The organism is Plantactinospora alkalitolerans, from assembly GCF_015690345.1.
Taxonomy (GTDB): Bacteria; Actinomycetota; Actinomycetes; order Mycobacteriales; family Micromonosporaceae; genus Plantactinospora; species Plantactinospora alkalitolerans.
Genome location: NZ_JADPUN010000185.1, coordinates 1 through 22,527, shown reverse-complemented (window position 1 = coordinate 22,527; position 22,527 = coordinate 1). Strand labels below are relative to the sequence as shown.

26 protein-coding genes are annotated in these 22,527 nt (G+C 71.0%); 15 read left to right on the top strand and 11 right to left on the bottom strand.

Features of this window, described 5'->3' with window-relative positions; all coding sequences use genetic code 11:
- The first annotated feature begins 21 nt into the window (after window positions 1–21).
- From I0C86_RS19980 to I0C86_RS19965, 4 genes are all read left to right on the top strand, one after another.
- Window positions 22–387, top strand: a complete 366-nt coding sequence (locus I0C86_RS19980; RefSeq protein WP_230394448.1) for an ArsR/SmtB family transcription factor — start codon at window positions 22–24, stop codon at window positions 385–387.
- The gene (locus I0C86_RS19975; RefSeq protein WP_196202782.1) at window positions 384–866 is read left to right on the top strand and encodes an SRPBCC family protein; all 483 of its coding nucleotides are present in this window, start codon (window positions 384–386) and stop codon (window positions 864–866) included. Before I0C86_RS19980 ends, I0C86_RS19975 begins: the two co-directional genes overlap by 4 nt.
- Window positions 853–1,428, top strand: a complete 576-nt coding sequence (locus I0C86_RS19970) for a TIGR03086 family metal-binding protein (RefSeq protein WP_196202781.1) — start codon at window positions 853–855, stop codon at window positions 1,426–1,428. The genes I0C86_RS19975 and I0C86_RS19970 overlap by 14 nt, the downstream gene beginning before the upstream one ends.
- A 93-nt stretch (window positions 1,429–1,521) precedes the next feature.
- Complete coding sequence (locus I0C86_RS19965; protein WP_196202780.1) at window positions 1,522–1,962, top strand: hypothetical protein; 441 nt, start codon at window positions 1,522–1,524, stop codon at window positions 1,960–1,962.
- 7 nt (window positions 1,963–1,969) lie between these two features.
- Here the strand turns inward: I0C86_RS19965 and I0C86_RS19960 are convergent, their stop codons facing one another.
- Window positions 1,970–2,911: an AraC family transcriptional regulator gene (locus I0C86_RS19960; protein WP_196202779.1), complete on the bottom strand. Its 942-nt coding sequence runs from the start codon at window positions 2,909–2,911 to the stop codon at window positions 1,970–1,972.
- A gap of 80 nt (window positions 2,912–2,991) precedes the next feature.
- On the opposite strand from I0C86_RS19960, the gene I0C86_RS19955 reads away from it, so the two are divergent.
- Window positions 2,992–3,834 (top strand): NAD(P)H-binding protein, encoded by an 843-nt coding sequence (locus I0C86_RS19955; protein WP_196202778.1) that lies wholly within the window; start codon window positions 2,992–2,994, stop codon window positions 3,832–3,834.
- Between the two features lie 180 nt (window positions 3,835–4,014).
- Here I0C86_RS19955 and I0C86_RS19950 read toward each other — a convergent pair whose 3' ends face one another.
- Both I0C86_RS19950 and I0C86_RS19945 read right to left on the bottom strand, forming a co-directional pair.
- Entirely contained in the window at window positions 4,015–4,806 is a 792-nt protein-coding gene (locus I0C86_RS19950; RefSeq protein ID WP_196202777.1) for an ABC transporter permease, read from the bottom strand.
- Window positions 4,803–5,756, bottom strand: a complete 954-nt coding sequence (locus I0C86_RS19945) for an ATP-binding cassette domain-containing protein (RefSeq protein WP_196202776.1) — start codon at window positions 5,754–5,756, stop codon at window positions 4,803–4,805. Before I0C86_RS19945 ends, I0C86_RS19950 begins: the two co-directional genes overlap by 4 nt.
- A 187-nt stretch (window positions 5,757–5,943) precedes the next feature.
- Between I0C86_RS19945 and I0C86_RS19940 the strand changes: the two genes are divergently transcribed.
- Entirely contained in the window at window positions 5,944–6,855 is a 912-nt protein-coding gene (locus I0C86_RS19940) for a CPBP family intramembrane glutamic endopeptidase (protein WP_196202775.1), read from the top strand.
- A 23-nt stretch (window positions 6,856–6,878) separates the two neighbouring features.
- Here I0C86_RS19940 and I0C86_RS19935 read toward each other — a convergent pair whose 3' ends face one another.
- A complete protein-coding gene (locus I0C86_RS19935; RefSeq protein ID WP_196202774.1) occupies window positions 6,879–7,337 on the bottom strand; it encodes a protein-tyrosine phosphatase family protein in 459 nt (152 codons plus the stop codon).
- A 204-nt stretch (window positions 7,338–7,541) separates the two neighbouring features.
- Between I0C86_RS19935 and I0C86_RS19930 the strand changes: the two genes are divergently transcribed.
- From I0C86_RS19930 to I0C86_RS19915, 4 genes are all read left to right on the top strand, one after another.
- Window positions 7,542–8,291 (top strand): hypothetical protein, encoded by a 750-nt coding sequence (locus I0C86_RS19930; RefSeq protein ID WP_196202773.1) that lies wholly within the window; start codon window positions 7,542–7,544, stop codon window positions 8,289–8,291.
- Between the two features lie 212 nt (window positions 8,292–8,503).
- Window positions 8,504–9,226 carry a Crp/Fnr family transcriptional regulator gene (locus tag I0C86_RS45100; RefSeq protein ID WP_196202772.1) on the top strand — a complete coding sequence of 241 codons (723 nt, stop codon included), beginning with the start codon at window positions 8,504–8,506 and terminating at the stop codon, window positions 9,224–9,226.
- Between the two features lie 9 nt (window positions 9,227–9,235).
- Window positions 9,236–9,712, top strand: coding sequence for a hypothetical protein (locus I0C86_RS19920; RefSeq protein ID WP_196202771.1), 477 nt, complete (start codon window positions 9,236–9,238; stop codon window positions 9,710–9,712).
- A 22-nt stretch (window positions 9,713–9,734) separates the two neighbouring features.
- Window positions 9,735–10,382 carry a hypothetical protein gene (locus I0C86_RS19915; protein ID WP_196202770.1) on the top strand — a complete coding sequence of 216 codons (648 nt, stop codon included), beginning with the start codon at window positions 9,735–9,737 and terminating at the stop codon, window positions 10,380–10,382.
- 59 nt (window positions 10,383–10,441) lie between these two features.
- Here I0C86_RS19915 and ahcY read toward each other — a convergent pair whose 3' ends face one another.
- Entirely contained in the window at window positions 10,442–11,902 is a 1,461-nt protein-coding gene (gene ahcY / locus I0C86_RS19910; RefSeq protein ID WP_196202769.1) for an adenosylhomocysteinase, read from the bottom strand.
- 298 nt (window positions 11,903–12,200) lie between these two features.
- Between ahcY and I0C86_RS19905 the strand changes: the two genes are divergently transcribed.
- The gene (locus I0C86_RS19905) at window positions 12,201–12,842 is read left to right on the top strand and encodes an MFS transporter (protein ID WP_196202768.1); all 642 of its coding nucleotides are present in this window, start codon (window positions 12,201–12,203) and stop codon (window positions 12,840–12,842) included.
- 321 nt (window positions 12,843–13,163) lie between these two features.
- Complete coding sequence (locus I0C86_RS19900; protein ID WP_196202767.1) at window positions 13,164–13,682, top strand: hypothetical protein; 519 nt, start codon at window positions 13,164–13,166, stop codon at window positions 13,680–13,682.
- Window positions 13,683–13,721: 39 nt separating this feature from the next.
- Here I0C86_RS19900 and I0C86_RS19895 read toward each other — a convergent pair whose 3' ends face one another.
- Window positions 13,722–14,114, bottom strand: a complete 393-nt coding sequence (locus I0C86_RS19895; protein ID WP_323373737.1) for a winged helix-turn-helix transcriptional regulator — start codon at window positions 14,112–14,114, stop codon at window positions 13,722–13,724.
- 101 nt (window positions 14,115–14,215) lie between these two features.
- Between I0C86_RS19895 and I0C86_RS19890 the strand changes: the two genes are divergently transcribed.
- On the top strand, window positions 14,216–14,854 hold the full coding sequence (locus I0C86_RS19890; RefSeq protein WP_196202766.1) for an NAD(P)-dependent oxidoreductase: 639 nt from the start codon (window positions 14,216–14,218) through the stop codon (window positions 14,852–14,854).
- Between the two features lie 73 nt (window positions 14,855–14,927).
- On the opposite strand, the gene I0C86_RS19885 is transcribed toward I0C86_RS19890, so the two are convergent.
- The 3 genes from I0C86_RS19885 to I0C86_RS19875 all read right to left on the bottom strand — a co-directional run bounded on the left by I0C86_RS19885 (window position 14,928) and on the right by I0C86_RS19875 (window position 17,605).
- A complete protein-coding gene (locus I0C86_RS19885; RefSeq protein WP_196202765.1) occupies window positions 14,928–15,941 on the bottom strand; it encodes an abortive infection protein in 1,014 nt (337 codons plus the stop codon).
- Window position 15,942: 1 nt separating this feature from the next.
- On the bottom strand, window positions 15,943–16,572 hold the full coding sequence (locus I0C86_RS19880; protein WP_196202764.1) for a TetR/AcrR family transcriptional regulator: 630 nt from the start codon (window positions 16,570–16,572) through the stop codon (window positions 15,943–15,945).
- Window positions 16,573–16,687: 115 nt separating this feature from the next.
- Window positions 16,688–17,605 carry a serine hydrolase gene (locus I0C86_RS19875; RefSeq protein ID WP_196202763.1) on the bottom strand — a complete coding sequence of 306 codons (918 nt, stop codon included), beginning with the start codon at window positions 17,603–17,605 and terminating at the stop codon, window positions 16,688–16,690.
- Between the two features lie 107 nt (window positions 17,606–17,712).
- On the opposite strand from I0C86_RS19875, the gene I0C86_RS19870 reads away from it, so the two are divergent.
- A complete protein-coding gene (locus I0C86_RS19870) occupies window positions 17,713–18,672 on the top strand; it encodes a LysR family transcriptional regulator (protein WP_196202762.1) in 960 nt (319 codons plus the stop codon).
- 44 nt (window positions 18,673–18,716) lie between these two features.
- Here the strand turns inward: I0C86_RS19870 and I0C86_RS19865 are convergent, their stop codons facing one another.
- Window positions 18,717–20,432, bottom strand: coding sequence for an IlvD/Edd family dehydratase (locus tag I0C86_RS19865; RefSeq protein WP_196202761.1), 1,716 nt, complete (start codon window positions 20,430–20,432; stop codon window positions 18,717–18,719).
- Between the two features lie 164 nt (window positions 20,433–20,596).
- Here I0C86_RS19865 and I0C86_RS19860 point away from each other — a divergent pair, with 164 nt between their 5' ends.
- On the top strand, window positions 20,597–21,610 hold the full coding sequence (locus I0C86_RS19860) for a zinc-dependent alcohol dehydrogenase (RefSeq protein ID WP_196202760.1): 1,014 nt from the start codon (window positions 20,597–20,599) through the stop codon (window positions 21,608–21,610).
- A 33-nt stretch (window positions 21,611–21,643) separates the two neighbouring features.
- On the opposite strand, the gene I0C86_RS19855 is transcribed toward I0C86_RS19860, so the two are convergent.
- Window positions 21,644–22,456 carry a transglutaminase-like domain-containing protein gene (locus I0C86_RS19855; protein WP_196202759.1) on the bottom strand — a complete coding sequence of 271 codons (813 nt, stop codon included), beginning with the start codon at window positions 22,454–22,456 and terminating at the stop codon, window positions 21,644–21,646.
- Window positions 22,457–22,527 lie beyond the last annotated feature (71 nt).

The window sequence follows — 22,527 nt, the reverse complement described above, 5'->3', positions numbered from 1 at the left end:
AGTTGAAAGCTGGGGGTGAGGATGACGACAGACGGGTTGTCGCGGATCTTCGCGGCACTGGCGGATCCGACCCGCCGCGACATGGTGGCCCGACTCTCGGCAGGCGACGCGACCGTGAACCAGCTCGCGGAGCCCTACCAGATGACGCTGCAGGCGGTCTACAAGCACCTCAAAGTGCTCGAGGACGCGGGGCTGGTGAGCCGGCCACCGGGACCCCAGCCCCGGTCGGTGCGACTGGAAATGGAGGTCTTCGACCTGATGGACAAGTGGATCGAGCGCTACCGGCGCCAGGCGGAGAAGCGCTACCGCCGCCTCGACGCGGTGCTGGCGCGGATGAACGACGAGACACCGAACGATATCGAAGAGCAGAAGGGAACGACGGCGTGAGCACTGTCGCTGAAACCACGATCGAGGCCGACCCGAAGGTGCCGGTCATCCGAATAAGCCGCGACTTCGACGGTACGCCCGAGCAACTGTTCCGGGCGCACACCGATCCTGCGCTGTACGCGCAGTGGGTCGGACCGGACGCCATGGAGACGCGCATCCTCGAATGGGACGCTCGCGCCGGTGGCGGCTGGCGGTACGTGGCCGGCCGCGATGGCGAGGAGTACGGGTTCCGGGGCTGCTTCCACGAGGTCCGGCCCGACCGGATCGTGCAGACGTTCACGTTCGAGGGACAACCCGACGACGTGGCGCTGGAGACGCTGTGGTTCGAGGACCTCGGCAACGGGCGCTGCCGGTTGCGCGTGCAGTCCCTTGTCGACAGCTTCGAGGGCCGCGACGCGTGGCTCGCCAGCGGCATGGAGACCGGGGTCAACGAGGGTTACGCCAAGCTTGACAGGATGCTCGTCGATGGCACTCTCTGACCTGCCCGCCGAGCGGCACCGGGAGATCGCCCGGGTGTTCACCGCCCGCGTCCGGGGCACCCGCTCGTGGAACGCGCCGGCCCCGGTCGCCGGCTGGACCGCCCGCGACGTCGTACGTCACCTCGTCGAATGGTTGCCGTCGTTCCTTGCCCACGGGTCCAGCGTACGGCTGCCGGCCGTACCGTCTGTCGACGACGATCCGGTCGGGGCCTGGCAGGCGCACGTCGATGCCGTACAGGCGCTGCTCGACGACCCGGCGACCGCCGGACTGACGCTGTCCAACCGGCACATCGGTCAACTGCCGCTCGATCGCGCGATCGACCAGTTCTACACCTCGGACGTGTTCATGCACACCTGGGACCTGGCCCGGGCGACCGGCCAGGACGATCACCTCGACCCGGAGTTCTGCGCCCTGCTGCTCGCGGGGATGGAGCCGCTGGAGGACGTCATCCGGTCGTCCGGACAGTACGGCCCCAGGATGCCGGTGAAGGACGATGCCGACACCCAGGCCAGGCTGCTCGCCTTCATCGGCCGGGATCCGTACTGGACACCGGCGGACTGACCGGGACCCGGGTCGCGCCGCCCCACATCGAATCGAGATTCGTTCGCACCGCGTGTGCGACTGGACCCGGATCGGCATCGATACTCTCTGGCAATGCGAGGCTCGCGCGAAGATGACAACTCGGCCAACCTCGATGACGTCGAGCGACGGCTCCGGGACATCCGCGACAACCCTGAGAAGTCGACGACGTTGCGGGCACTGGCGCAGTACCAGCTCGAACGGATCGCCGGGATCCGTGCGATGGCGGGCGGCTCCGGCGAGGACGGAACGCCGACGGTGACCGTGGAGCGGATGGGGCCGTTCACCTTCTCGGCCATCCCGGACACCAGCCTCGTCGCCGTCGCGGTCGGCCGGCGTAACTCCGCACCACTGGTGGCCGTGGTCTCCGCAGAGGAGATCCGGCGGTTGACGCCACTGTTCGAGCAGGTCCGGGAACGCGTCGAACGCGGCCAGGCGGTCGAGATCGACGTGCGGGCGGCCTTCCTGGACCTGCTCGGTCGCGATCCGTTCGACGGTCAGTTCGAGGACGGTTGACGTCCGCCTATCCGGCGGACGCCCCCACCCGGTGCTCGTGTGGACTGATCCCGCGCTCACGCTTGAAGGCGGTGCTGAGCGCGAAAGGGCTGCCGTAGCCGACCCGCCGGGCCACCGAGGCGACGGTGGCGCCGGGCTCTCGCAGCAGATCGGCGGCGAGAGCCAGGCGCCAGCCGGTCAGGTAGCTCATCGGCGGTTCGCCGACCAACTCGGCGAACCGCCGGGCCAGCCCCGCCCGGGAGACACCGGTCGCGCCGGCCAGGCCGGCCACCGTCCAGGCGTGGGCCGGGTTGTTGTGCAACATGCGCAGGGCCCGCCCGACCACCGGGTCGGCGTGGGCCCGGTACCAGGCCGGCACCTCGGCCTCGGGTCGGGCGAACCAGGCCCGCAGGACGGCGACCAGCAACAGGTCGAGCAGCCGGTCCAGGATCGCCTCCTGGCCGGGCACGTCCTGGACGATCTCGTCGCTGATCAGGCGGACGAGTGGAGTGAGCCGCTCGTCCGAGGGGAGCACGAGCAGGCCCGGCAGCGCCCCGAGCAGGCGACGGCCGATCTCGCCGTCCACCTGGTAGGTCCCGGTGAGCATCACCGTGGCGCCGTCCGAACTGTTGCCCCAGGTGCGTACGCCCAGGTCCATCGCCTGGGCCAGGTCTTCCCCCCGGACGGTGGTGCACCGCTGCCCGGGATGGATGATCACCTGTGGCGGGGTGGCCGGATCGTCGGCCACGGTGTACGGATCCGGGCCGCGCAGGATGGCGACGTCGCCCTCGCCGAGCGGCCTGACCTCCCCGATGTCGGGCAGCAGCACCGCGCCGCCGCGCAGCAGCACCACCAGGGTCAGCGGCGCCTCGTCCTGGATCCGTAGCGACCAGGGCGGGTCGAGGACGGAGCGGAGCAGGAAGGCCCCCCGGGCCCGTGGCCCGTCGAGCAGGCCGGTCAGCACGTCCACGGCCTCAGGTTAGACGCATGAACATGGAATTGCGATTCCTGGCTATGGGACGTCGCACGTATGCCGGCTTGAATTCAGTCATGACCGAACATGAGCACGAGAACACGGCCCTGACCCTGGTCCTCGGCGGCACCGGCAAGACCGGCGGCCGGGTGGTGGAACGACTGACGGCACGACACCGGCCGGTGCGGGTCGGCTCCCGCTCCGGCGAGCCGCCCTTCGACTGGGCGGACCGGCGGACCTGGGCGCCCGCGCTCGACGGGGCGACGTCGGCGTACCTGTCGTTCTATCCGGACCTGGCGGTTCCGGGCGCCGCCGACGCGATCCGGGCCTTCACCGACCTCGCGGCCCGGCAGGGGGTACGCCGGCTGGTGCTGCTGTCCGGGCGGGGAGAGGAGGAGGCGCAGCTCTCCGAGGAAGTGGTCATGAAGTCCGGCCTGGAGTGGACGATCGTCCGGGCGAGCTGGTTCAACCAGAATTTCAGCGAGGGGCACCTGCTGGAGCCGGTCCGGGGCGGCGAAGTCGTGGTGCCGGTCGGGAACGTCGGCGAACCGTTCGTCGACACCGACGACATCGCGGACGTCGCGGTCGCGGCGCTGACCGAGGACGGCCACGCGGGTCAGCTCTACGAGGTGACCGGCCCCCGGCTGCTGACCTTCGCCGAGGCCGTCGGTGAGATCGCCGTCGCCACCGGACGGGACATCCGGTTCCGACCGGTCTCGATCGAGGAGTACGCCGGGATGCTGGCGGAGTACGAGTTGCCGGCGGACGAGGTGGCGCTGCTGACGTACCTCTTCACCGAGGTGCTGGACGGCCGCAACGCCCACCTCACCGACGGGGTGGAACGGGCCCTCGGGCGTCCGCCCCGCGACTTCCGCGACTACGCCCGGACAGTGGCCTCGACCGGTGTCTGGGCGGGGTGACCAGGCGCCGGTCATCGCGCTCGCCACGGCCGGGCCGGCCGCCCGCACGGGGCTCGGCCGCAACCGGCCGGAGTGACGCGGTTGTCGCGAGCAGCCGTGGCGCCGTCGGCGCCACGGCTGCTCTTCTCGAACCCGTCCGGACCGCTCGAACCCGTCAGGCGGACTTCCACGGCCGCGCCGTCACCGCACGGAGGCCCGGTTGTAGGCCCTGAGCGACCAGAGGTATCCGACCAGGGCGATGCCGACGCACCAGGCGACCGAGACAACCGCGCTGTTGCCGATCGGCGTGCCGGTCAGCAACCCGCGCAGGGTCTCGATGATCGGGGTGAAGGGCTGGTACTCGGCGAACCAGCGCAGTCCGGTCGGCAGGGAGTCGGTGGGTACGAAGCCACTGCCGAAGAACGGGAGCAGCGTCAACGGCATCGGCAGGTTGCTGGCGGTCTCGATGCTCTTGCTCGAGATGCCGAGCGCGACCGACAGCCAGGTGAGGGCGAAGGTGAGCAGTCCGAGCAGACCCGCCGCCCCGAGCCACTCGACCGGGCCGGCGGAGGGCCGGAACCCGACCAGCACCGCGACGGCGAGCACGGCCGCGAGGCAGAGCATGGTCTGGATCAGGTTACCGACGACGTGTCCGGTCAGTACCGAGGCGCGGGCAATCGCCATCGTGCGGAACCGGGCGACGATGCCCTCCGTCATGTCCATCGCGATCGATATCGCCGGTCCCGCCGCACCGCTGGCCACGGTGATCAGGAGGATGCCCGGGGTGACGTACTCGACGTAGTCGGCGCGACCGCCGGAGACACCGCCGAGCCCCGCCCCGAGCGTCCCTCCCAGGACGTAGACGAACAGCAGCAGGAAGATGATCGGCATCGCGAGGAGCATCAGGGTGAGGGACGGGTAGCGCACCATGTGCCGGAGGTTGCGACGCAGCATGGTCGCCGAGTCGCTCGCGACGTGGCCAAGGGTGGTCATCGTACGGTCTCCTTCTCCTTCTGCGGCTGGCCGGTGAGCGCGAGGAACACGTCGTCGAGATCGGGGGTGTGCACCGACAGGGCCTCGACCTCGATCGAGGCGTCGTCGAGTCGGCCGAGCAGCGTCCGCAGGTCCCGGACGCTGCCGTCGGTCGGCACCCGCAGGGCGAGCCCGTCGTCGTCGGGGGTGGATTCGCGCAGGACCCGTACCGCCGCGCGGAGCCCGCCCGGGTCGGTGAACCGCAGCCGGACGTGACCGCCGGGAACCTGGCGCTTGAGCTGCTCCGGGGTGCCCTCGGCGACCAACCGGCCGTGGTCGAGCACGGCGACGCGGTCGGCGAGCTGGTCCGCCTCCTCCAGGTACTGGGTGGTGAGGAAGACCGTGACCCCGCCCGCCACCAGGTCGCGGACGATCTGCCACATCGTGCGCCGGCTACGCGGGTCGAGTCCCGTCGTCGGCTCGTCGAGGAAGATGACCTGCGGATCGCCGACCAGGGTCATCGCCAGGTCGAGCCGGCGCCGCATTCCGCCGGAGTAGGTCACGGCGCGTTTCCGGGCCGCGTCGACCAGGTCGAACCGTTGCAGCAGCTCGGTGACGCGCCGCCGACCCTCGCCCCGGCCCAGGTGGTACAGGTCCGCCATCAGCCGCAGGTTCTCCTCGCCGGTGAGCAGGTTGTCCAGCGCCGAGAACTGCCCGGTGACGCCGATCGCGGCGCGTACCGAGTCGGGATCGGCGGCCAGGTCGTGTCCGGCGACCCGTACCTTTCCGCCGTCGGCGTCGAGCAGCGTGGACAGGATCTGCACCGTGGTCGTCTTGCCGGCACCGTTCGGGCCGAGCAGCGCGAAGACCATGCCCTCCGGCACGTCCAGGTCGATTCCGTCGAGTACGACCTGCTTGCCGAAGGACTTGCGCAGCCCGGTCACCGAGATCGCCGATCGGGGTGTGGCCATGTCCTCTCCTCTCCGAACGTCCGATGGTCAAGTGGGGGTGGGTCGGTCGGCGTCGAGCTACCGCAACCGCCGTGGCACCATGATGGCATCACTATGGCGCCACATGCAAGCCAAGACTGAGCCAGATGGCGCCGGACTTGCGCCACATCGGGTCCACAACCGCGCCATCCATCGAAGGACGTAGCGGTTGATCATCACGGCGGACGAGGAGAACCGGCGGAGCAGCCAGGACGCTGGAACGATGCGATGGCGGATCTTCACCGGGGCCGGACTGGCCGTCTTTCTCCTGTCCCCGTTCGTCCTGCTCGGCCTCGGCGGCTCGGCCGTACGGACCTCGGCCGACGCCGAGGCATCACCGAAGCCGCTGATCGCGATCGTTGTCGCCACCCTCGCCGGCCTGCTGCTGACCCGGCTCGTGCCACCACAGCTACCGGCGATCGCACCGGCCGATGCCGCACACCGGCCCGCGCTGACCCGGCAGGCCGTCGGGCTGGTCGGGATCGCCCTGCTGCTGCCCGCCATCGTCCTCACCGCCGAACCCGGCGTCTGGTACGGGCTGGTCAAGCTCGTGCTCTTCTTCGGAGGCGCCTGGCTGCTGCTGCGCCGCTGGCCGACCGACTGGCGGGGCGGCTCCACCCACCGTGCGTCGATGCCGGCCCGCTGGCGCCGGCTCGGCCCGGTTCCCGCGCTTCTCGGCTGGGCCTACCTGCTCTACTACAGCCCGTTCGCCGGCACCGAGGACCTCTCCGGATACCGCGAGTTCGACCGCGCGTTCCTGCTCTCCGCCATGTTGTTGACCTTCCTCACCGCCAGCCTGGCCGAGGAGATCTTCTACCGGATGCTGCTCCAGACCCGGCTGGAGGCGCTGCTCGGACGCTGGCCCGCGATCATGGCCACCGCGCTGCTCTTCGCGGCGATGCACGTACACCGGATCGGCGACGGCCCACTGGCGGAGATGATCGCGATCATGGTCGTCTGGAACGGCGGATTCGGGCTCCTCACCGGCTACCTGTGGGCGCGCTACCGCAATATCTGGAGCATCGTCGTGCTGCACACCGCGGTCAACTCGCTCCCCCTGCTGCCACTGTTCCTCGAGTGAGCGGCAGCCGCACCGGGCCGACGCTAGGCCGGATCTGCCGCTGGGTCGTCCGGACCGGCGAACCGGGCCACGTACCGGTGCTGCCACGGCGTCTCGACGGCCCCGGCGGCGTAGTGCCGACGTACGAACGCCACCGCCTGGTCGGCGGGAACTCCGTCCAGGACGGCGAGACACGCCAGGGCGGTACCGGTCCGTCCCCGGCCACCGCCGCAGGCGACCTCGACCCGGTCGTCCGCCGCCCGCTGCCAGGCCTCCCAGAGGATCGTCCTGGCCTGAGCCCGGTCACTGGGCAGCCGGAAGTCGGGCCAGCGTAGCCACCTGCTCTCCCAGGGCGTCTCCGGAGGTCTCCGTCCGAGCAGGTACACCGCGAACGTCGGGGTCGGCCCGGGCGGAAGCGGTCGACGCAGGCCACGACCCCGGACCAGCCGGCCCGAGGGCAGTTCGAGCACACCGGTGTCGGTCGGCGTCCAGGGCTGGTTCACGAGGGTGAGCCTACGCGGCCACGCTCTGGGCGGTCAGGACCCTTCGGGACGGTTCCATGGCGTGGGGCGTCCGACTCGATGATCTCAGTCGGCTCCCCGACACAACGTCAGATCCCGCCCTGCCGGCGCAACCGAGGCGGAGGGATGGAGGTGTATGCCACGACGGGCGAACGACGGAGCCCGACACCTAATCAAGGGGGAGCGATGCACAGCATCGGGTTCGGATCCGATCGACGTACCCGGATGGCAGCCATGGTGGTTGCCCTGGCCGGCGCGATGGCCATGGGACTGGCCGGCTGCGGTGCCGATGCGGCACCGACCGGCGCACCGGCGACGACCGGGGTACCGACGGTGGTGCCGTCCGCCGATTCCGGAACCAGCAGCCCGAACACGGCGGAGCCGACGGCCGGGGAGTCGAGCGCGCCGCCCGGCGAGGACGGCAGCGGGTCGGCAACCGTTCCGGGTCGGACGGCTCCGGGCCGCCCGACGGGGACACCGAAGCCGCCGGCGTCGTACGACCCCGCCGAGGACATCACCGACCTGGTGGCGCAGACCAACGGCCTACGGCTCAACCGGCCGGTCGACGGCGTCCGGCACGGCGAGTTGGTGGTGACCATCCGGAACAGCGGACCGGAACCGGTTTGGGGTCTGACCTTCACCGTCGAGGTACCGGAGAGCATGGCGGCGGACGGCGGAGACTGGTCGGGCTGTTCCCGTCTCCGGTCGACGCGGGCCGGCAACCCGGCCGGGGCGAAGTGCGAGAAGGGCTACCTGGCGCCGGGCCAGTCCCGGGGGTACCGGTTGGGCATCCAGTCACCGGCCACGAAGGACGGTGCCGACAGCCCGGTGTCTCGGTGGCTGGTCGACGTCTGGTCCGCCGGACAGCGCGGCCAGCACTACCGCGATCTCGGACCGGACGACAACAGCCGCATCTTCCTGGTCGACCGTGCCTGACACCGTCGGCCCGGCGAAGGACTGAGGTCGGCCGGAGGGCCGCCCGCGACGACAGAATGCCGTGGCCGACGGTCTCCTCCGTCGGCCACGGCATCGTTCGGCTGGTACCTCAGGATGTCGGTGGTCTGCTTGCTCTTCCCCTGGACCACCTTCGTCGAACTGATCTAGGGGCATGGATTGCCGACTCCAAAGTGTATTGCTAACCTTAGGCCGTGGCATATGTCAACCTAGATAGCGCGGGAACGCTCCACACTGACGAGGAGTGGTCCTCTCTCGAAAAGATCGGGACCGTCATCCACTATCCGGTTGGCAGCATCCTGGTCGGCGAGGGCGAGGCGACCGACTTCGTGCTCCTGATCCGGACGGGCCATGTCAAGGTCGTCTCCGGGGCTCCGCGACGCATCGTCGGAATCAGGCGCCCCGGCGAGATGGTGGGCGAGATGGCGTCCATCCGGATGAAACCGCGCTCGGCCAGCGTGTTCGCGTTGAGCGACGTCGAAGCCCTGTTCCTGTCGGCGGACAGCTGGAAGACCTTCCTGCTCGAGCATCCACGGGCCGTCCTGGCTCAGCTGTACGCCACCGAGGAGCGGCTCGCCGAGGCCACGCAGAAGAGCGTCGAGTCGCTGCTGGGCGCCGAGCGGAAGCTCGCCAAGGCCATCCTCGAACTCGACGCCCGAGGGCTCGGGGTTGTCACCGAGTCCGGGACGTTGCTGCGGTTCAGCCAGCAGGATCTGGCGGACATCGCCGGAGTCTCGCTCGACTCGGCGAAGCAGGTGATCCGGGCCATGAAACGCGGCAACGCCGTACACACGGGGCGCCAGGCCATCACCATCGTCGACCGGCTGGTTCTTCAGGACATCGCGAGCGCGAGAACGACGAGTCTCGGTGAGCGGGTACCGCGCCCCGACGATCGACCGGACGCCGGAACATCATGAGGAGTCGCTGTGCACACTGCCCCAGCCGTGGCCGACCTGGTCGGACACCCGCTGCTGCGACGTCTGGTCTCGCTCGGGCTCGACCACCGCGACTTTGCGATCTTCGGGAGTGGACCGATGCTCGCCCGGGGCCTGCGCCGGGACATCGGTGACCTGGACGTCGTGGCCAGGGGGGCGGCATGGAAGCGCGCCTGCGCCATCGGCGAGCCGAGGGTGGGACCCGTCAGTGGAGACCGGGCGATGCACTTCTGGGGCGGCCGGATCGAGGTGTACGCCCGATGGATCGCACCGCTGCTCGACACCGACGAGCTCATCGACGGTGCGGACGTGATCGAGGGCCTGCGGTTCGTCCGGCTGGAGCACGTCCTCGCCTACAAACGCGCACTGGGGCGCCCGAAGGATCTGGCCGACATCCGTGCCCTGGAGGCGTTGCACCAGCGAGGGCGTGCCGCCACGGTCCGCCGCCTGGCACCCGCCATCGCGTGATCGTTCCTGCGGGAGGAAGCTCATGATGTACGCCGGAGGGTTCGCGGAGCGCGCCCCCCACCTCCAGGAGTTCCTTGCCGGAGGCGGGATCGGTGTCGAGGACTGGCCGACGATCGTTCCGGGCCTTGTCGGCGTACTCGGCATCGTGGTCGCCGTGATGGTCGCCTGGCGACAGCGGGTGATCCAGCTCCGCGACCGGGCCGCCGAGCGCGAGCAGCAGGAGGCACGTCGTGCCGAGCGCCAGGCACACGAGACGAGGATCGCGCGGCGGGAGATGTGGCGCGCGGAGTACCAGCAGATTCGTACGCTGCTCGAGAACGGCGAGGTGCTCGCGTACCAGGTGCGCAACAACGGCCCGTTCACGGCTCGCGGGCTCGCGGCCCTCGACGTCGACACCTTCCGGATGAACGCCGAACGGTTGGCCGCCCGAGGGGTGGAGCAACTCCGCGGTCCGCTGCTCGGCCTGGCCAAACTCGCCGATGAATTCGCGCGGTACGCCGTCCCCGAGGAGGAGGCCATGGTGGCCGGCTACGCGCGGGGCCAGGTTCCGGACGAGTGGGGCCTGCACCGGGTGCAGCGGCTGGCTGTCGGGCAGGACCGCACGGCGCGGGACCTCGCCGAGCAGGTTACCGCCGCCTGGCAGGTGCTTCGCGCCGAGTGGGGCAACTGAAACCGTTCGGCCCGGCCCGGGAGCCGCCGGAACGGCCCCCGGGGCGGGTTCGGATGGGCTCAGTAGCGGTAGTGGTCCGCCTTGTACGGGCCTTCGACGTCGACGCCCAGGTATTCGGCCTGCTTCTTGGTCAGGGTGGTGAGACGTGCCCCGAGCGCGTCCAGGTGCAGCCGGGCCACCTTCTCGTCCAGATGCTTCGGCAGTACGTAGACGTCCTTGGCGTACTGGCCGGGCTTGGTGAACAGCTCGATCTGCGCCATCGCCTGGTTGGTGAACGAGTTGGACATGACGAAGCTCGGGTGGCCGGTGGCGTTGCCGAGGTTCAGCAACCGCCCCTCGGACAGAACGATGATCGAGTGCCCGTCCGGGAAACGCCACTCGTGCACCTGGGGCTTGACCTGCACCCGCTCGATGCCCGGAATCTCCGCCAGACCCGCCATGTCGACCTCGAGATCGAAGTGGCCGATGTTGCCGACGATCGCGTTGTGCTTCATCTTGGCCATGTGCTCGGCCATGATGACGTCGGTGCCACCGGTGGTGGTGACGAAGATGTCCCCGGAGGCCACCACGTCGTCCAGTTCGACGACCTGGAGACCCTCCATCGCCGCCTGTAGGGCGCAGATCGGGTCGATCTCGGTGACCACGACGCGGGCGCCCTGGCCGCGCAGCGACTCGGCGGCGCCCTTGCCCACGTCGCCGTAGCCGCAGACGACGGCGAGTTTGCCACCGAGCATCACATCGGTGGCCCGGTTGAGGCCGTCCACGAGCGAGTGCCGGATGCCGTACTTGTTGTCGAACTTCGACTTGGTCACCGAGTCGTTGACGTTGATGGCCGGGAACAGCAGTTGCCCGCTGCGGGCCAGCCGGTAGAGCCGGTCGACGCCGCTGGTGGTCTCCTCGGTGACGCCGCGCATCTGGCCGACGATCCGGGTGAAGCGCTGGTCGTCGGCGGCCAGGCTCGCCGTCAGCGTCTGCAGGATGAGCCTGTACTCGACGTGGTCATCCTCGTCCGGAAGCGGCACGGCGCCGCTGTTCTCGTACTCGAAACCCTTGTGTACGAGGAGGGTGGCGTCACCGCCGTCGTCGACGATCATGTTCGGGCCCTGCCCGCCGCCGAAGTCGAAGAGCTGCATGGTGCACCACCAGTACTCCGCCAGGGTCTCGCCCTTCCAGGCGAACACCGGCGTACCGCTGGGCTGGTCGACCGTGCCGTCCGGGCCGACGACGACCGCGGCGGCGGCCTCGTCCTGGGTGGAGAAGATGTTGCAGGACACCCAGCGAACCTGTGCACCGAGCGCGACCAGGGTCTCGATGAGCACGGCGGTCTGGACGGTCATGTGCAGCGAGCCCGCGACGCGCGCCCCGCGCAGCGGCTGGGACTGCGCGAACTCGCGCCGGATCGCCATCAGACCGGGCATCTCGTGTTCGGCCAGGCGCATCTGGTGCCGTCCCGCCGTGGCGAGCGACAGATCCGCCACCGCGAAGTCGACACCATTGATCTCTTGCAGTCGTGCGTTCATGGATTCCTCTTCCGTACTCCGCACTGCCTGGAGGTCGGTCGGACGGGGTCCGACCGGTACGGCGCCGCGGCGGCTGTCGTCCGCAGCGCGGCAGAAGATGCCAAGAAGGGCACCTCCTGCTCGGAGGCGCCCTTACGTCTGGCCACAGACCGAGCGTGGCGGAATAGGATCCGTCGCAGCGCCTCTCGGCCCGAGCCGCGCCCCGTGGGGCGTGCGGAAAGTATAACCCGCCCGGAGCCGCCGTGTTGCCGGCCGACGGGCCGGGCGCGGCCCGACCGGCCGTACGTAAACTGGCACGGTGACTGCACCAGTTTCTGGCTCCGGGAACGCGGATGCCGGGTACGGATCGCGCACCATCGTGTTTCCGGTCTGGGTCCTGGCAGGACCCGCGCTCGCCGCGTGGGTGGGTGCGTCCCTGCTCACCGTCACCCTCGGTCCGCAGTGGACGGCGATGCGGACGGACCTGGACCTGCCCGCCCTGGCGGTGGTCTGGGTCTTCGTCGCCTACCTGCTGCCGGCGCTGGCGACGGCGGCCGTCGGGCTCCTGGTCGGCGGGCGCTGGCCGACCGCCCTCGTGCTCCCCGGAATCGGCCTGCTGGTCCTCGGGGCGCTGCTGACGACGTTCAGCCCCGGCAGCGCCCTGCTGATGTTCGCGCGGGCACTCACCGGCCTCGGCGCCGGCCTGGCCTGGGGTGTGACGGCGGCCCTGGTCCGGCAGCAGCCGGCCGGGCGGGCCCGGACGGCGTGGGCGATCACCGCCGCGGGGACCGTCGTGGCGCTGGTGGTGGGGCCGCTGTTCGGCGCGTTGGCGTCGACGAGCCTGACGTGGCGCCTGACGCTGTTCGTCGCCGTGCCGATCGCGGGGGTCGCCTTCCTGGTCGCCGCGGTGAGCGGAATCGCGCTGCTCGTCTCGGGCGACGCGGGGAATCGGACCCGCTGAGCCTTCCACGGGTCGACGCGTACGACCATTTCGCCGGGTTCGGACCTGGCGACGTAGCCGACCACCGGCCAGGGTTGGCCGGGCCGACCGGCGCGACTTCTTCTTGCTCTTGAACGTCGGGTACCTGGCGCTCGACCTGGACGAGAGCCGGCCGGGGGCGGTCCTCTTCGCGGACCGCCAGTCGTAGCTCCGGCGGCCCGAAGGGCCCGAGCCCGGCAGCATCCCAGGAAACCGGACAGACCCGACCCCAGCCGGTCGGTTCGCACACCTGTCCGGTAATTTCTGGCTCTGGCCGTACCGCCCGGACAGGAGAGCTCAGGCATGGGTAAGAGGACCGTTCACGTCTCCGACTTCACTGGCAAGGTCCTCCCGACCGCCGACCAGGTGGTCCGCATCGTCGTCCTGGAACACCCCGACCTGGTCGCCGGGCCGGTGCAGTTGGAGGCCGAACCGGTCGAGGTCGAGAGCATCGACGACGCGGCGCTGGACGTCGCCGTCGTGGAGATCTACGACGGGCAGGACGGCGACCAGCCGCGCCGGATCGTGCTCACCGCCAGCGAGTTCGACGCGCTGGCCACCGACGTACCGATGGCGCAGTTGCTGCGGACCGCCGAGCGGATCCGGCCGCCGAAGGCGAACCGGAAGGCCGACCGCCCCGACTACGGCACGCTCGAGCACGCCGGCAAGCCACACCGGGGCCGGGTCACCGAGGAGGAGGCGGCGCTGGTCCGCGACCAGCTCGACGAGATCAACAAGAGGCTGGCCGACGAGGGGATCCGGCAGATCGACCCGAACGATCCGGAGCACGCCTCCCGGTACGGCTTCCCGACGCCGGCCTGACCGGGTCGAATCCGACCCGCGTCCGCCCTGCGGCCAGGTCTACCCTCGGACCGGCTGGACCGGGCGGGTGGGGAGCGAGGACGCCTCGCGGGCGTCGAGAAGCTCGTCCCAGTGCTCCCGAGCCCACGCGCACGCTGCGGCAATCGGCTGGAGCAGGCTGCGGCCGAGGGCGGTCAGCTCGTACTCGACCCGACGGGTCGGTTCGGCGTGCGCCCGGCGGGTGACCAGGCCGTCGCGTTCGAGGCTCCGCAGCGACTTGGTGAGCGCCTTGGCTGAGATGCCGCGCAGCGGAACGCGGAGTTCGGAGAACCGCCGGGGGCCGTGCTCCAGGCAGCGGAGAAGCATCCCCGCCCATTTGTCGCCGAATCGGATCGGCGTCAGGTCCGACGGGCAGACCGGGTCGAACATCTCCGGATCAAGGGACGTACGCACGTCCCCAACCGTAACTGGTATCCGATCGGTAACCATCCGCCTGGCTACCGTCTCGGACAACGCCGGGCGATCGGGCCCGGCCCGGACGGCGAGGTGGTCGGATGAGCAGGATCGTGGTCTTCGGTGCGGGTGGCAGGGCCGGGCGTACGGCCGTGGCGGAGGCGCGTCGGCGGGGCCATCGGGTCACCGCCGTCGTGCGTGATCCGGCCCGTCACCCCGAACTGGTGTCCGCCGACGGCGTACACGTCGAAGCCGGCGACGTCACGGATCCGGCTGGTGTCGCCCGGCTCGCCGACGGCCACGATGCCGCGATCAGCGCCGTCTACGATGCCGGCGCGGAACCCGGCGCGTTCTTCACCGGCGCCGCCCGTGCCCTGGTCGACGGGTTGCCGAAGGCCGGCGTGGACCGGCTGGTCGTGGTCGGCCTGGCCTCGCTGCTGGCGGACCCCTCCGGGGTGGCTCTGATGGACACGCCCGGTTACCCGCAGGAGTACCGCTCGTTCTTCCTCGGGCACGCGGCCGGGGCGGCGGTGCTCAGCAGCGCGACCACCGGACTGGACTGGCTGATCGTCAGCCCGGCCGGCGACTTCGACCACGGCGGCCCGCGCACCGGCCGGTACCGCACGGTTCCGGCCGACGCGGCCAGCCGGATCACCTACCCGGACTTCGCCATCGTCCTGCTCGACGAGATCGACGCTCCCCGGCATCACCGTACGCATCTGGGTGTCGAGGCGGGCTGACGGCCGCCTGAAACCGCCCGCCACGGCGGCCGTGCCCCGGTCCGGCGAATGAGCACCCGACCTGCCGGCCCGGTCAGTCGCCGGCCGCGTAGCGCTGGGCGACGGTGTGGAACGCGGCCTTCGGCTCCCAGCGGTACGTCTCCGGCTCCTGGCCGGGAAGAACCTTGACGATGCCGTAGCCGGCCATGTCCAGGTCCCGGCGGGGATCGTCGGAGTGGGGGTGGCTCGGCTCGATGAATTCGAAGACGAACGCGCCGTCGACGCCCGCCGCCTCGTAGATGTCGATCAGCTCCCCGAGCTGCTCCGCCTGGACCTCTTCGTTCCGCTGGTGACCGCCGCTGATCTCGGGGACGTCGCCGCTCCAGTCGATGATCTCGTGTGCGGCGGGCCCCTTCTCGACCGCGTCGGCGAAGCTGGCGCAGCCGAACTCCACGACGACCACCGGTTTGCCGTGCCGGAGGTGCCTGCGCAGGTTCGCCGCGTACCGCCGCCGGTTGAACCGGACCCGGTAGTAGTCCAGGCCGACGATGTCGAACGGACGCCAGTCGACCTGTTCCCAGAGACCCGCGCCGTAGGTGAGCCGGCCGTGGAAGGAGGACCTGGCGACCGTGGCGGCTCGGGCCAGCAGCGAGTTGAGCCTGCGGTTGTACCAGGGCAGCAGCGGCCAGGTCCGGGGTGAGGCCAGTCGGGCCCCACGCTCGCGGTAGGTGGCGCCGGGGATGATGCCGGCGGAAAATATGGTCAGCTCGCAGCCGACGTTGAGCGTCACCGTGCAGTACTGCCGCCTCAGATCCTCGGCGGCGCCGGCCGCCTCGGCGAGGTGGTCGAGCATCCGCTGCGGGTCCGCGTCGACCAGCCGGGGTTGCAGCCACACGTGCAGGCCGTGTTCCAGCCCGATCGTCGCCGCCTGTACGAGCCGGTCGAGGTCGGTGCCGAAGATGCCGACGGAGTCGCAGTGCAACTCGTTCCGGATGGCCTGGATCTCCCGCCGGACCAGTTCCGGTCGCCACAGGTCGCGGGACAGCGCGCCGCCGGCTCCGTAGTTGGTGCCGGTGTCGTAGTTGACGCCTCGGTAGGTCAGGCTCATGTCAGTCCCCCTGGCTTCGGGTGGCCCGGTCGAACAGGGTGACCAGTTCGGCGGCGTACGAGGTCGGGTCGACCGTCGGGTCCGCCACCCAAGCGCCGAGCACGCCGATGATCGCCTGACTGACGGTCACCGCGACGAGCCGAGGGTCGAAGTCCCGGAACTCCCCGTCGCGTTGCCCGGTGCGCAGGATCTCGCCGAGGAGCGTCAGCACCGACTCGTCGGCGCTGGGCTCGAATCGCAGCCGGCCGTCGGCGCTGCGGTGGTTGCCGACGACGGCCACCACCGCCAGCAGGTGTGCCCGGCGCGCGTGCATGTACGCGATGTTCGATTCGATGTACGCGGCCAGCTTGCCGGCCGCGCTCGACTGGGCGGCCAGCCGGGGTTCGATGAACGCCCAGGAGTCGGCGTAGATCTGCGTGACCACCTGTTCCAGCAGCTCGTCCTTGCCTGCGAAGTGGTAGGAGACGACGCTCTTGCTGGTCTGGGCGCGTTGCGCGATGCGGGCCAGTGATGCCTGCGCGTATCCCACCTCGGCGACCGTCTCGATCGCGGCGTCGACGATCTGCCGCCGCCGGGCCTCCTCGATGATCGGGTTTCGTTTCCGTCCGCTCGGACTACTCTCAGGCCGCATGGTCTGAGGGTAGGCCGATCGGCCTACATTGTCCAGCGTCATGGCCGTCGAACTGGGCCGCCCGGGATTGCAGTTCCTCTCGAACGAGCACCGGCAACGCCCGGCGGGAGAACGACTAAGCCGCGCGCAGGGCCTCCACCGCGACCCGGGCGGCCTCGCCCATGGCCAGGTCCACGTCGATCCGGCGAACGGCGAGCCGATCGCTGCGCGCGAACACCGCGATCGCGTACCGGCCGCCATCGGGATACTCGGCGACCCCGGCCTCCAGGTGCAGCCCGGGTAGCGTGCCGGTCTTGGCCGCGACCCGGACACCGGGCGGAAAGCCGGAGGCGAGCCGGGTCCAGGAGAGCTGCCGGGACATCCACTCCCGGACCATCCCGCAGGCCGCGCCGGGGCCCGCCTCGTTCCGCCAGACGAGGCCGAGCAGCCGGGTCATCTCCCGAGCCGTGCTCGACGTCGTGTGGGCCGGGTCGAAGACCCGCATCGCCCGGATCCGCTCCGCCGACATGGTCGGGAAGATCCGGGCGAACTCCGCCTCGGTCCGGGCTCCGACGTCGGCGAGCATCGTCTCGACCAGTTGCCGGGGCCCGCCGAGGATCCGGGTCCGGGACAGCCCCAGCTCGGCGGCGAGCATCGGCAACACGTCCGCACCCACCCGGCGCAGCAGCAGGTCGGCGGCGGTGTTGTCGCTGACCGACATGGCGAAGTACGCCAGATCCCGCAACGACACCTCGGCGTCGTCGGCGCAGCCCGCCAGTCCCCAGCCGCCGAGGCGGTCGGCGGCCCGGATCAGGACGCGCTCCCCCGGATCGAGTTGGCCGGCGGCGACCTGCCGGGCGAACTCCAGAACCAGCAGGATCTTGAAGATCGAGGCGATCACCACCTGCTCGTCCGCCCGGACCGCAACCTCCCGGTCGACGACGCCGGTGCCGGTGTCGACGACGCCGCTGTCGATGTCGATGTCGACGACGTGCAGGCTGGCGGTCACCCCGGCCCGGGCGAAGACGCCCTCGATCAACTCCTCCACTGCCATCCCGGCACGGTATCCGGCCCGCCGACCACCCACCTGCGGTTGGTGACGGTCGGCACGGGACCGGCCGGTGCACCGGCCGGTACGCGCCCCTGGCATACGATCGCGTCGTGGACCTGCTCCGACACCTGCGGAACTTCGTGGTGGTCGCCCACGAACTGCACTTCGGGCGGGCCGCCGAACTGCTCGGGATGGCGCAGCCGCCGCTGAGCCAGTCGATCCAGCGGTTGGAACGGGAGCTGGAGACAGAACTGTTCGACCGCTCCCAGCGGCAGGTACGGCTGACCACCGCCGGTCAGTTGCTGCTCGGCGAGGCCGAGGAGCTGCTCGCCGGCCAGCAACGGCTGCGCAACCTCATGCGGCAGGTCCGGGACGGCACGCTGGGCGTGCTCCGCGCCGGGGTGCCGCCGGAAACGTCGGCGGTTGTCCTGCGTGAGCTGCTGGAACGGCTCGCCGCCCGGGCGCCCGGCCTGGACGTGGAACTGCACGAGCTGACCAGCGGCGAGCAGAGCCGGATGCTGACCGATCGGCAGCTCGACGTGGGCCTGATCCACCATCCGGTCGACGCCGACGGGCTGCATCTCGGCGCCACGGTCGACGTGCCCCTGGGGGTGTTGCTGCCCCGGACCTCGCCGCTGGCCCGGAACCGGCAGGTCGAACTGGCGGCGCTGGCCGGGCTCGACCTGATCACCGCACCGGCCGCCACGGCGCCCGGCTGGCACGGGTACCTGCTCGACGTGTGCCGGCGGCACCGCTTCGTACCGGCCCGGGTACGTCCGGCGCGGAACCCGGAGTTCCTCCTCGGCCTCGTGCTGGCCGGTGGCGGCGTCGCGGTCGAGCCGGAGGCGCTCGCCCGCCGGGAGCCCCGGATCGCCTGGCGGCCGATCACCGGTACCCCGCTGGTGAAACGCACCTCGCCGGCCTGGCCGAGGCATGCCCCGCATCCCGCCGCGCCGATGTTCGGCCAGCTCGCCGCCGAGGTCCTCGCCGAGGCCGAACCCGGGCTTCCGGTGCCGCCGTCCGGGGCCGCGCCCCGCCCCTGGCCGGTCCTGTTCGACGCGATCGGCTGACCGACGTTCCGGTCCGCCGCCGGTCCTCGCTGTCCGGCGCCGGATCAGTGGGACTCGCGCGAGACCCGGTCGCCGCTGGAACCGACGAGGAAGTCGAGATCCGCACCGACCTCGGCGCCGAGCACGGTGTCGACGTAGAGCTTCTCCCAGCCCCGGCCGGGCCGGGCGAGCGCGCCCGCGAGGGCCGCCGACGGCGGTCGCCTGTCGAACTCCTGCTGCGGTACGTCCACCGACACCTGCCGGTTCACCACGTCGAGGGTGACCCGGTCGCCGGTACGCAGCCGGGCGAGCGGGCCGCCGGCCGCCGCCTCGGGCGACACGTGCAGCACGACGGTGCCGTACGCGGTGCCGCTCATCCGGCCGTCGCAGATCCGGACCATGTCCCGGACCCCCTGCCGCAGCAGTCTGGTCGGCAGCGGCATGTTCGCGACCTCGGGCATGCCGGGGTAACCACGCGGGCCGCAGCCGCGCAGCACGAGTACGGAGTCGGCGTCCACGTCGAGGCCGGGTGAGTCGATCCGCGCGTGCAGGTCCTCGACGGAGTCGAAGACCACCGCACGGCCACGGTGCCGCAGCAGGTGTGCACTGGCGGCCGCCGGCTTGATGATGGCGCCACTCGGGGCGAGGTTGCCGTACAGCACGGCGATCCCGGCGTCCGGTCGGATCGGGGCGTCGCGGGTCCGGATGACGTCCGGGTCCCAGATCCGCGCGTCGGCGAGGGACTCGACGAACGGTCGGCCGGTGACGTCGATCGCGTCCGGGTCGAGCAGGTCGACCACCTCGCGCAGGACGGCGGCGAGCCCACCGGCCCGGTGCAGGTCCTCCATCAGGTACTTTCCGGCCGGTTGCAGGTTCACCAGCAGCGGCACGTCGGCGCCGATCCGGTCGAAGTCGGCCAGGGTGAGGGGTATCCCGAGCCGGCCGGCGATGGCGAGCAGGTGGACCACCGCGTTGGTGGAGCCGCCGATCGCGGCGAGCGCGACGATCGCGTTGTGGAACGAGCCCGCGTGGAGCACCCGACTCGGCCGGCGGTCGGCGGAGATCATCTCGACGATCAGCCGGCCGGTCTGATGCGAGCGGGCCAGCAGCCGGCTGTCCGGGGCCGGGACCCCGGCGGTTCCGGGGAGTACGGCGCCGAGCGCCTCGGCGAGCAGCGCCATCGTGGACGCGGTGCCCATGGTGTTGCAGTGCCCCCGGCTGCGGATCATCGACGACTCCGACTCGAGGAACGCCGCCTCGCTGAGCGTACCGGCGCGGACCTCCTCGCTCAGCCGCCACACGTCGGTGCCGCAGCCCAGTGGCGTACCACGGAAGGTGCCGGTGAGCATCGGCCCACCGGGAACGAGCACGGCGGGCAGGTCGACCGACGCGGCCGCCATCAGCAGGGCGGGGATGGTCTTGTCGCAGCCGCCGAGCAGCACCACGCCGTCGATCGGGTTGGCCCGCAGCATCTCCTCGGTCGCCATCGCGGCCATGTTGCGCCACAGCATCGCGGTCGGCCGCACCTGCGCCTCGCCGAGCGAGACCACCGGCAGGTTCAGCGGGACCCCGCCGGCCTCCCAGACACCCCGCTTGACGTGCTCGGCGACCTCGTCCAGGTGGCTGTTGCACGGCGTCAGGTCCGAGGCGGTGTTCGCGATGGCGATCTGCGGGCGCCCCTCGAACGCCGAGTTCGGCAGGCCGCGACGCATCCATGCGCGGTGGATGTACGCGTTGCGGTCCTGACCGGAGTACCACTGGCTGCTACGGGTCTGAGGCATCGGATTCCGATCGTGGCAACGCTGGTCCTGCTTCTGGGATGTCGGTACCGTACCGGAGTAGCGTCGCTGTTCCGGATCGGCTTCGCCCACCGGACGTCCCGGTGCCGCCACCTGCCCGGCGACGGACTCCGCCGGCTCACCTTCCCGCGTCACGGAGCGCGCTGATGCGCGCCTTCGTTCTCACCGGCCCCGGTAGGGCCGAGGTCCAGGACGTGCCGGCACCCGAGGCCCGTCCCGGCGGGGTCGTCGTCGACGTCGAACGGGCCGGTGTCTGCGGCACCGACGTCGAGTTCTTCACCGGGGAGATGTCGTACCTGCACACCGGGCAGGCGCGCTACCCGATGCGGATCGGGCACGAGTGGTGCGGAACGGTCTCCTCCGTCGGCGACGGTGTCGACCCGGCGTGGCGAGGCCGTCGGGTCACCGGTGACACCATGCTCGGTTGTGGACACTGCCAGCGGTGCCTCAGCGGTCGCCAGCACGTCTGCGCCGACCGGTACGAGATCGGCATCCGCAACGGCTGGCCGGGAGCCCTCGCGGAACAGGTTCCCGTACCCGTGACGGCCCTGCACGTCCTGCCCGACGCGGTGGACGCGGCGCTCGGTGCCCTCGTCGAGCCCGGCGGGAACGCCCTGCGCGCCGTGCAGGGGGCGGAGCTGCGCTCCGGTCAGCGGCTCCTGGTGCTCGGCCCGGGCACCATCGGCCTGCTCGCCGCCCAGATCGCCGCCGCGCACGGTGTCGAGGTCCACCTGCTCGGGCGCGGCGGCGCCGTGCCGGGTGTTGCCGGGTCGATCGGCTTCGGTGACGTGTGGACCAGCGAGACGCTGCCGGAACTGCCCTGGGATGCGGTGATCGACGCCTCCAACGCCGCCGCGCTGCCCGCGCTCGCCGCGGACCTCGTCGAGCCGGGACGCCGGGTGGTGTACGTCGGGCTCGCGGGTCGACCGAGCCCGCTCGACACCCGCACCCTCGTACTCAAGGACGTCACCGCGGTGGGGGTGCTCAGTGCCTCGGGCGCCTTCCCCCGGACGGTGGAGCTGTACGCCTCCGGAGCGGTCGACCCGCGCCCGCTCGTCGCCGCCACCGTCGGACTCGACGAGGCCGCCGCCGTGCTCGCCGGCGGCCGCCGACCGGAATGGGGCGACGCACCCAAGATCCACGTGGACCCCCGACGCTGACTCCCGGCGCTGACCCCGGCGCTGACGGACCGGTCAGGTCGACTCCTCCGCGTACACCGTCATCGACTCCAGCAGTGGCGCCCCGAACGTGGTCACCATCGCCACGTCGGAGGCGTCGCGACCCTGGCCGATGAGGACCCGGCCCTTACGGCGGCGGTTGTTGCGCGGGTCGAAGGTCCACCACCGGTCGCCGAGCCAGACCTCCATCCAGGCGGCGAAGTCCATCGGCGCCGGGTCCGGCGGCACGTCCATGTCCGGCAGGTAGCCGAAGACGTACCGCGCCGGGATGTTCAGCGCCCGGCAGAAGGAGATGGCCAGGTGGGTGAAGTCGCGGCAGACCCCGAAGCCGGAGGCGTTGACGTCGACCGCCGTCGACTGCGGGCTGCTGCTGCCGTACTGGAAGGTCAGGTGGCTGTTGACGTAGTCGCAGATCGCCTGCACCCGGGAGTAGCCCGTCGGCATGGCGCCGAAGCGGGACCACGACTCGTCGCCGAGCATGTCGGGCAGGCAGTATCGGCTGGGCAGGGTGTAGATGAGTACGTGGTCGGGAAGCTCCTCGGGCATCAGCTCCGGAGCGTCTTCGTCGGCCGCCTCGGTCGCGTCCGGGACCAGCACCGAGGCGTCATAGCGCAACGTCGAGCGGCCGGCGGGCAGGACGAGTCGCGCGCAGGGGTTGCCGTAGATGTCGGTGTAGCTCCGGATCCGCAGCCCCGGCTCCTTGGTCCAGCCGCGGCTCTCCAGGGTGACCGGTGCCGCGTTCCGCGGCTCGACCTGTAGAACGGCCGGAGTATCGATCGCCGCGACATAGACGAACTCGCAACCCACCACCACCCGCCGTGATCTCATAGTCGAATCGTCCGGGCACGGTGTTTCAGGCGCGTTACCCGCAGGCCCGATCCCGGGCCACAGTTCAGGTG